The organism is Fulvivirga sedimenti (assembly GCF_020328055.1).
In genome coordinates, this window is record NZ_JAIXNE010000006.1 from 403,882 (window position 1) to 412,038 (window position 8,157).

General features: G+C 42.2%; 10 protein-coding genes. 2 read left to right on the forward strand and 8 right to left on the reverse strand.

What is annotated here, in order from left to right:
- Positions 1-2: 2 nt before the first annotated feature.
- The 4 genes from LDX50_RS27790 to LDX50_RS27805 all read right to left on the reverse strand — a co-directional run bounded on the left by LDX50_RS27790 (position 3) and on the right by LDX50_RS27805 (position 3,680).
- On the reverse strand, positions 3-704 hold the full coding sequence (locus LDX50_RS27790) for an L-ribulose-5-phosphate 4-epimerase (RefSeq protein ID WP_225699558.1): 702 nt from the start codon (positions 702-704) through the stop codon (positions 3-5).
- A complete protein-coding gene (locus LDX50_RS27795) occupies positions 691-2,352 on the reverse strand; it encodes a ribulokinase (RefSeq protein ID WP_225699577.1) in 1,662 nt (553 codons plus the stop codon). The genes LDX50_RS27790 and LDX50_RS27795 overlap by 14 nt, the downstream gene beginning before the upstream one ends.
- Before the next feature lie 163 nt (positions 2,353-2,515).
- Positions 2,516-2,935, reverse strand: a complete 420-nt coding sequence (locus LDX50_RS27800; RefSeq protein WP_225699559.1) for a BLUF domain-containing protein — start codon at positions 2,933-2,935, stop codon at positions 2,516-2,518.
- A 136-nt stretch (positions 2,936-3,071) separates the two neighbouring features.
- Complete coding sequence (locus LDX50_RS27805) at positions 3,072-3,680, reverse strand: Tll0287-like domain-containing protein (protein ID WP_225699560.1); 609 nt, start codon at positions 3,678-3,680, stop codon at positions 3,072-3,074.
- 247 nt (positions 3,681-3,927) lie between these two features.
- On the opposite strand from LDX50_RS27805, the gene LDX50_RS27810 reads away from it, so the two are divergent.
- On the forward strand, positions 3,928-4,230 hold the full coding sequence (locus tag LDX50_RS27810; RefSeq protein WP_225699561.1) for a tetratricopeptide repeat protein: 303 nt from the start codon (positions 3,928-3,930) through the stop codon (positions 4,228-4,230).
- Positions 4,231-4,439: 209 nt separating this feature from the next.
- Here LDX50_RS27810 and LDX50_RS27815 read toward each other — a convergent pair whose 3' ends face one another.
- Positions 4,440-4,937, reverse strand: coding sequence for a mechanosensitive ion channel domain-containing protein (locus LDX50_RS27815; protein ID WP_225699562.1), 498 nt, complete (start codon positions 4,935-4,937; stop codon positions 4,440-4,442).
- A 364-nt stretch (positions 4,938-5,301) separates the two neighbouring features.
- On the opposite strand from LDX50_RS27815, the gene LDX50_RS27820 reads away from it, so the two are divergent.
- Positions 5,302-6,132: an FkbM family methyltransferase gene (locus LDX50_RS27820; RefSeq protein WP_225699563.1), complete on the forward strand. Its 831-nt coding sequence runs from the start codon at positions 5,302-5,304 to the stop codon at positions 6,130-6,132.
- A 60-nt stretch (positions 6,133-6,192) separates the two neighbouring features.
- On the opposite strand, the gene LDX50_RS27825 is transcribed toward LDX50_RS27820, so the two are convergent.
- From LDX50_RS27825 to LDX50_RS27835, 3 genes are all read right to left on the reverse strand, one after another.
- The gene (locus tag LDX50_RS27825; protein WP_225699564.1) at positions 6,193-6,816 is read right to left on the reverse strand and encodes a sulfotransferase family protein; all 624 of its coding nucleotides are present in this window, start codon (positions 6,814-6,816) and stop codon (positions 6,193-6,195) included.
- Positions 6,817-7,166: 350 nt separating this feature from the next.
- A complete protein-coding gene (locus tag LDX50_RS27830) occupies positions 7,167-7,763 on the reverse strand; it encodes a toxin-antitoxin system YwqK family antitoxin (RefSeq protein WP_225699565.1) in 597 nt (198 codons plus the stop codon).
- Positions 7,764-7,915: 152 nt separating this feature from the next.
- The coding region (locus LDX50_RS27835; protein WP_225699566.1) for a hypothetical protein at positions 7,916-8,157 on the reverse strand (242 nt) is incomplete at its 5' end.

An 8,157-nucleotide genomic window follows, 5' to 3' on the forward strand; every position in this document is an offset into this window, starting at 1 on the left:
TTTTACTTTTGCCCATAATAGGCATTCTTTCCGTGTTTTCTTTCATAATGCTTTCGTATCAGTGATTCCGGCAAGCGATGTGCATCCGGATTTATACTGAGTGTGATATAAGCCATCCTGCATATTTCTTCGAGGATCTTTGAATTAAATACGGCTTCTGCAGCATCAGAGCCCCAGGTAAACGGAGCATGATTGCCCACCAGGATCATTTCCACTTCCCGATGATTAAGGTTCTTGTCCCTGAAGCAATCAAGAATTTGCCGGCCTGTGTTGTGTTCATAGTCGCCCGCGATCAGGGCATCATTCATGGGCGGTGCGCAGGGGATATCCGTTGCCAGGTAATCGGCATGAGTAGTTCCCAGGATAGGAACATCCTTTTGCGACTGAGCCCAGGAAACGGCATAGGTGGAATGTGTATGACATATGCCCCCGATTTCTTCCCACTCCCGGTATAAATAGGAATGGGTTTTTGTGTCGGACGAAGGTCTTAGTTTCCCGTCGACCACATTATTTTCAAGGTCTACAATAACCATGTCTTCCGCTTTTAGGGAAGTATAGGGCACACCGCTTGGCTTAATGGCGAAGACACCCAAATCCCGGTCTATTGCACTTACATTCCCAAATGTGTAAATGACCAGTTCCAGTTTGGGCAGCTGCATATTAGCTTCAAAGCATTCTTCCTTCAGCGCTTTATATTTTGACATTGTTCTTGGTTTCTGATTCCACAAATGATCCCAGCCTGTGATACGTTTGATACAGCTCATTATAGATCCGTGTATTTTCTGTTTTTGGAAAATAGGTTGTATCGAAGCCGTTGCTCATATTTTTGATAGCCTCATGCACGGTTGGATAGATTCCTGCTGCGGTCGCTGCATACATTGCTGCACCAAGCGCGGGTGCCTGCTCGGAGGTGGCAATCTTAATCGGCATATCGAGGACATCTGCCAATGTTTGCATAATGAAGGATGATTTTTTTGCGACACCGCCGATTCCAACGACCTCCTTAATTTCCACTCCCTGTTCCCGGAATCTCTCGACGATTTTTCTGGACCCGAAACAAATGGCTTCCACCAGCGAACGAAAAATTTCAGGTGCACCGGTTCCCAGGTTCAGATTCATGATGGCAGCTTTCAATTCCTGGTTAGCATCAGGAGTTCTCCGCCCATTGATCCAGTCAAGGGCGACCGGGACTGACAGGCTTAATGGTGTTTTTTCAGCCTCTGCCGATAACTCTTCGATGAGTGATTCCTTTAGGATTTCCTTTTCCGTATCGGATAAATCCGGAAGACGATCGATGGGCCAGGCAAGGACGTCTCTGAACCAGGCGAGATAATCGCCAAAAGCAGACTGACCGGCTTCAAGGCCGATCATTCCCGGAATCACAGAGCCATTAACCTGTCCGCAAATTCCTTCAACTGTATTTGTGCCGATGGTTGCTTCCCGCGAGACGATGATATCACAGGTGGAGGTACCCATAACTCTTACCAGTGTGAATTCTTCCACCTCGGCACCTACCGCTCCGGCATGGGCATCGAAAGTTCCAACGGCAATGATGGTATTTTCTGTCAGACCGGTTCTTTCAGCCCATTCTGAAGACAGTCTTCCGGCTGGCTGGTCTGAAGTAAAGGTATCTGAATAAAGATTTTTTTTAAGTTCTACAAACGATGGATCCAGGTGCCTGAGAAATTCATCTGCCGGTAATCCACCCCACGATTCATGCCACATGGCTTTATGTCCGGCCGCGCAGCGGCTTCGCCTGAAGGATGAGAGATTATTACCGCCCGTTAGTATGTAGGTCATCAGGTCACAATGTTCCATCCACGAAAAGGCTGCTTCTTTAATTTTTTCATTTGTCCGGCAGATGTGGAGAATTTTTGCCCAGAACCATTCGGATGAATAGATGCCGCCCTCGTATTTTGTATAGTCGGTACCTCCCCACGTTCTTGCGAGGTGATTGATCTCTTCCGCCTCACGGATGGAAGTATGGTCTTTCCAGAGGACCATCATGGCATCCGGGTCTTCTTCAAAACCCGGTAGCATGCAAAGTGCAGTGCCTTTGGAATCAACAGGAACCGGGGAAGAACCGGTTGTATCGACGCATATCGCGCTGACAGCCCCCGGACCAATTCGTGAGTCTTTCAGTACGGAAGAAATGGTGGCTTCCATGCCTTCTGTATGATCGAGGATATGCTGCCTGAAGCGTGAAGTGCTGGCATCGCAATACAGTCCTTTTTTCCAGCGCTGGTAATGATGTACGCTGGTTTGGAGGGTTTGTCCGCTTTGGGTATTCACTAAAACGGCCCGAACCGAGTCTGTTCCAAAATCCAAACCGATGACATAATTACTTTCCATAGAAGCGTTGCGGTAAATGAGCTCCATAATTTAAACAAATTGAAGGGAATCATTTTAACCGTCTGTGAAAATCAATGCAACGAAGAGAAGATCAATCATCTGAACTAACAAAAAAGGCCGAAGCAAAAAGCTCCGGCCTGGTCATGGTTGGGTGTTTAGTATCTTAGTTGAAGAAATTCTGAATTAACGAAAGGCTTTGATTCCCGGTCTGTTCCCTGCCATCGAGAATGTTTCTGAAGATAGCTGAGTCTTCTTCATTTAGCTGGGTACTGAAGGTAATTTTATTTTCCGAGAACTTTTTTGAGCCCATTTGCCAGCTGGGGAAGAGCCGTTTTTCCGTTTGTCCCATCTGCACAAGCACTACATTTTTGTGACGCGGATCCTTTTTGATCTTATCATAAAGCGCAATGATGCTCTTATAATTTCCTTCCAGGTATTGCACGAATTTGGTGTCTGAATATAATAGTACACCGGTAGCGTCGCTGTGACTATTGTTGCGTTCACAAGCAGCGAGGATCTTATCGATCTCTTCCTGGGTGCAGGTTGAATTGCGCTGACTTACATAAACAAGATATGATAGCATAGAAATGGTTTTTAAAAAATAAATGTTTAAACAAATGATTCTGCATTCAATACCTGCAGTCGAACAGAAGTAACCCTGGAGGTGAGATTTTAAAAGAAGGTCTGGATGATTTGTTGCGTGGAGGAAAGAGGTTGGATCATTCCTGTGAATTTTCTTTCAGATATTCAATTATATCCGCTTTGTTAAAAGTGATACTCCAGGCTCCCCTAAGATCACCCATGCGGTGGTTTATAGCATTGTCATTCGGGTAGAGCTGCCGTATAAGCGCATAGGTTTCATCGGATATCTCGGTTCCTGCTTTCCCATGGCAGTTCAGGCAAATCGGATTATTCAGAATAATCGGTTTGAGGTAAATCAGTCGGTTATCGGGAAGTGCAATAATCCTGGGCCCCGGGTTTTCGATGCCGGCTTCTATTTCAAGTGTAAATGTTTCCAGGACACGTTGTTCCATTTCTGTTGGTGCGTCGCTTGGATTTCTCACATTCAAAGATGCCCGTTTGATACTGGTGGGAACAATGGTCTGAAGCGTATCTAGAATCGGATAGGCTGCCGTATTGCAAAAGCTCACAGCATGTACGGGTCCGCCTTCTGCCATGGCAAGTGTAAGCTGTTTACCAAGAGTCTGCTGTGCTTGTATGGAAATTTGATTGCCCAGATCGAGGGCGGTTAGCTCGATAGCTTTTTCATCGGCTGTGGGTTTACAGGCAGTGGTTAACAACAATACCAGGTATACGAATCTCTTCATGAATCAGGCTTATGATAACAATATAGAAAAGTGAGCAGTAAAGTGAGTGACTAAGGTTACAGTTTGTGAAAATTCATTGTAGAAAGCGGCATAAAATTTCAGAAAGATGAAACATAATTGTATTACATTCGTATGTAATAGTAATACTACTATAAATTATTATAATACTTTTAAGTCCTCCGGGGCCATGCCATCCATGGCTCCAGTGAGGCACCAGAAGAATTAGTTGAATTTAATCCCGAAGCGTATGACAAGTTTATTCACTGTGATAATAATAATGGCAGCGGGCGTCTTATCCAATCCGAATGAAAAAGCGGGTGATGCCCATTATTCAAACCGAAATATTCCTGAGGCTATTCACTACTACACGGAGGCGTTACGCGAGGATCCGGATAGCGCAATCGTATATTACAAGCGTGCCCGTGCCTATCTAATAAACCATCAGTATGAAAATTATAACAGGGACATCGCCAGGGCGCTTGAACTGGATCCAGACCTGCCAAAAAAATTATCAAATCCAGATTTAACCGTGAATGTAGAAATTGAGTAACCGGACATATGCAATATTCTAAAATATTTATCGCGCAGTTCTTTTCAATTTTAATCCTTGGGGTAGTTTACCTGCTTACCATAACGATACTTCTGGCTCATTACATTGTCAAACGATACCTGTATGGGTCGTGGTTATATATGAAAAAGAGCTGGGGGCAGACTGGCAAGGGGGTGTAACAGCCGGACCATGGATTGCCCTGAAATTCATCAGGCTGAAGTCTTTTTGCGGATCATTTTTTGAAAAAACACACTATTAGGGATGGATATTTCTTCCTTGTCCGGGGTTTTAAGAATCAGGAAAAACAATCCGATGTCACTTACCCTTCCCTCGATTTCATAATCCTTGTCCATGATCCGGATTGTTTCATCCAACTTGATCGAGTGGTTGAAGAAAATGAGTATTCCAGCTGTTATATTCGACAGGATCGACCATTGTGCAAACATGGCAATACCCACAACGGTGAATACAGAGCCTACGAAGACTGCCAGCTTTGATTGATCCACACCCCAAATGATCAGAATTAAGGTAATTGCCAGTAAGATCAAAAGGGTATTGACCACCTTTCTGGTCACCTTACGGCGAGCACTTTTCATGGAACTGCTTTCGGCAATCCGGTTAATACTTTTTTCAAACAGAAGCCGCAATAACACAAACGCTACGACGACAACCGCCGTTTCAATCAGTTTGATCTCAATTATATCCATTGGTATTTCTTTTTTAAAATAGGGGTGAACAGTTATCGATCTTATTAAGTTAACCGGATTATTCAGGGCTTTTTATTTTGAAGTTCTTTTCCTGTAAAATAAATTTCAATGCGATCGCTATCCAGCATAGAGGAGGGATTGGAAGCATACGTTGAAATGATCATATTTCTTTATACGAAGATGTTGTTGATTCGGCTGTTGGTGTATTTAAGTTTCATTATCCACGTGCTAGCGAATTCCCGATCATTTCAAAAATCCTTAATTTACGGTAATCCAATATTTGGTTCACTGTCCGTTTTTTGAGATTTAAAACACAAAGATTGCACATGGACCTATTAAGTGATTTTTGATTATATTTTTCCTCTTGAAAAATTTTTTACAAAACCATTTTCATAAACAACTCTATAATAGTGCTTACAGCAGGGCAAGATTCACACTGGCTGGGATTGCATTAAAAGAGATAAGGAGTTCTTTCAGTCAGTTCTTTACCTGGCGTTATCCGGTAAGAAGTCTTTTGAGAACTTTTGGAATCATCTTATCTGCCATTCTGAGATTATTTTTAGGGAGAAGTGTAAAATACAGTTTCTCGCATGCCGGGGAAGACAGAATTATTGAATATACCCTCAATACTAATATTTCCTATAACGGATATTATGTGGATGTTGGCTCAAATCATCCGGTGTTTGTTTCCAATACTTATTTGCACTATCGAAAAGGATGGCGGGGAATCTGCATTGATGCAAATGAAAAATTGATCAGGAAATATAAATTTTACCGTCCAAGAGATATTGCAGTTTGTGCACTGGTCTCGGATCAGGATACGACAAGGGACTTTTATATTATTGAAAATGATGTATTATCCACGACCGAAATAGAGAATCTTGCCTATCCAAAAGAGCATAATTTAGGGATCAGTACGATTGAATTTGCAACGAGCACATTAACCAGTATTTTGAAAAATAATGGTGTTCCGGGTAATTTTGATTTACTGTCAATCGATGCGGAAGAGCATGATTTTAATGTGCTGATGTCGCTGGATTTTTCACTTTATACTCCAAAATTAATTGTTCTGGAGGATGAAACCTTCTCTTTGGAAAGTTCCTCTGAAAACAGAATTTATCGGTTTTTGATCTCAAAGGGATATGTGCTGGCAGGTTATATTTCGAAAAATCTATATTTCAAACGCATTGAGTGAGAGTTTTCAAAATATACCCTGACCTTCAGTAATCATTTTATCGAAGAAATGACGCCCTTGCTACATTGTCGAGTTCACCAATTCCCAGAATTCTTCACGGTTGTTCGTGCGCGGAAACTCAGTTTCAGGGACATCGACTTCCAAAAACTCACATAGGGGCTGCCAACCTTCTTTCACCTGATAGACCAGCAATTGCTCTTTCGGAATTAAATTTTGCACCGCTTCATTATGTGCTTCAAATTTGGCAGCAAGGCCGTCGAAATCGAGATCCATAGAAAACCCTGTTTTATCCAGAACCCTTACAACCATATTCAGCCAGTCCCGAACCGGCGGAGGTGCCTGATCACGGCCTCCCAGCAGTTTGTATATGGTGGAGCCAAAACTTTCTGCCCAGGATTCTTTGCTTCTGTGCGTTAGTATAAATTTTGCGTTGGGATACGCTGCATACAATTCCTCATGAAAGGCGGCTGTAGGCCAGTCTACAGCGCTGTTCATGCCCTTGTAAACAGATTCAAAACCACCATTTTTATCAAGCACTTCATTCCAAAGAGGAACCTGTACCGACATATCCCGGGCTACACGTTCCATGTGATGACAGGGACCAAATCCGAGTTCTTCCAGGGCTGCTTTGAGAGAGAACGTTCCCGTCCGGCCAAGCCCAAGGCCAATAACTTTTAATGACATAGTTGAATATTTGATTTATTTCAATTTAGGACAAATAGTTTACCTAAACTATTGAATTTGTTCATGAAATTGGAAGTTAGGCATAACCCAGTGTAAAGTAACAGAAAAGGTGTATGCAATGAGAGGAGCTCCTTCAATTAACGAGTGAAGTCAAAAGTTTTGGGGTTTACATATTAATTAACCTGAAATTTACCCAGGAAAAAAGTATTTGCCGGGATGTTTGACCCAAGGATAATTTCTGAAAATTTCATGAAGAATGAGTACGAGAATCAGAAGGAGGAAACTTAACAGCCACCGGAGGGCAGAACTTAAACCAGCCGTTTATCTGTAAATCAGTTCCCTGAAAACGTTCAATTCGCCATGCGAACACCAAATGTATATAATGATACAATGCTTTTGTTGCTCAATTTAGCCGGTTCAAATTGAAATGATCTCGCGTAAGCCAATAATCTCTTATTCACTTTTTTTGAACAGTTACTTACCAGTCTTATTTCTTGCGGTGAACCAGTCTTATTAATAAGGAAAATTACAGAGTAGCCACAATCCAGCGTTTCAATCCAAAATTTGTTATCCTTTAATGGGTCTAAATCCTGATCCCTGTAAACAAGTGTGGGACTAGAGTCAACTTTTTGAATAAGAATTTCAATCCCATCCAAATTATAATAGTAAACAACACTATCGGGAACGTTATTGCGGTAGTTTATCTTGTTGACCAGCTTGTCGTTTATATCATAAATGAACCAGGTTCCCTGTCTTCTGCCATCTTCATCGATGTGGTTATCAGGATAATTTTTATTGTCATATCTGATCTGACTATGTGAGAGTTGAATTGAAATTAGAAACAGTAATAAAACTGCTAAAGCATATCGCATATTCAACCGTCGTTGAGCAAAATAATAGAATTCTTGAGAAGTTTGAGGTGACAGAATGGGAAGCTTTTTTACCAAGGTTATTCAATCATTTTTGATAAAATTAGGATTTATATTTAATGATATGATGTCTTTATCAGAACAAATATCATTATGTGATTACATCCGACTTTATAACCTTCCAAAATAAAGCTTGGCTTGTGTTTCTGGTGCCTGGCGTCTTTTAAAAATCATTTTCCACTTTCCGCTTCCTGATCATTTTGAGCAGTTTGGGAAGTGTGAGTGAGAGTTCGAGTGAGAGGGAAAGACAAAGAGCGAAATGAGTGCAGAAAAAGATACGGGATACCTACCTGCACATTGGCTCCGGCAGGCAAGCTGGGAAACACAAAAAGCAGCCCAAAGAGCTGCTTTTTGTGTTTGTACCCGGAGTGGGACTTCCCGCCTGCTGACGCAGTCGGGCAGGCCCGCCCGA

What these genes read in the sequence shown, in the direction of transcription:
- LDX50_RS27790 (WP_225699558.1), bottom strand. Translation starts at nt 704, where the DNA reads ATGTCAAAATATAAAGCGCTGAAGGAAGAATGCTTTGAAGCTAATATG.
- LDX50_RS27795 (WP_225699577.1), bottom strand. Translation starts at nt 2,352, where the DNA reads ATGGAAAGTAATTATGTCATCGGTTTGGATTTTGGAACAGACTCGGTT.
- LDX50_RS27800 (WP_225699559.1), bottom strand. Translation starts at nt 2,935, where the DNA reads ATGCTATCATATCTTGTTTATGTAAGTCAGCGCAATTCAACCTGCACC.
- LDX50_RS27805 (WP_225699560.1), bottom strand. Translation starts at nt 3,680, where the DNA reads ATGAAGAGATTCGTATACCTGGTATTGTTGTTAACCACTGCCTGTAAA.
- LDX50_RS27810 (WP_225699561.1), top strand. Translation starts at nt 3,928, where the DNA reads ATGACAAGTTTATTCACTGTGATAATAATAATGGCAGCGGGCGTCTTA.
- LDX50_RS27815 (WP_225699562.1), bottom strand. Translation starts at nt 4,937, where the DNA reads ATGGATATAATTGAGATCAAACTGATTGAAACGGCGGTTGTCGTCGTA.
- LDX50_RS27825 (WP_225699564.1), bottom strand. Translation starts at nt 6,816, where the DNA reads ATGTCATTAAAAGTTATTGGCCTTGGGCTTGGCCGGACGGGAACGTTC.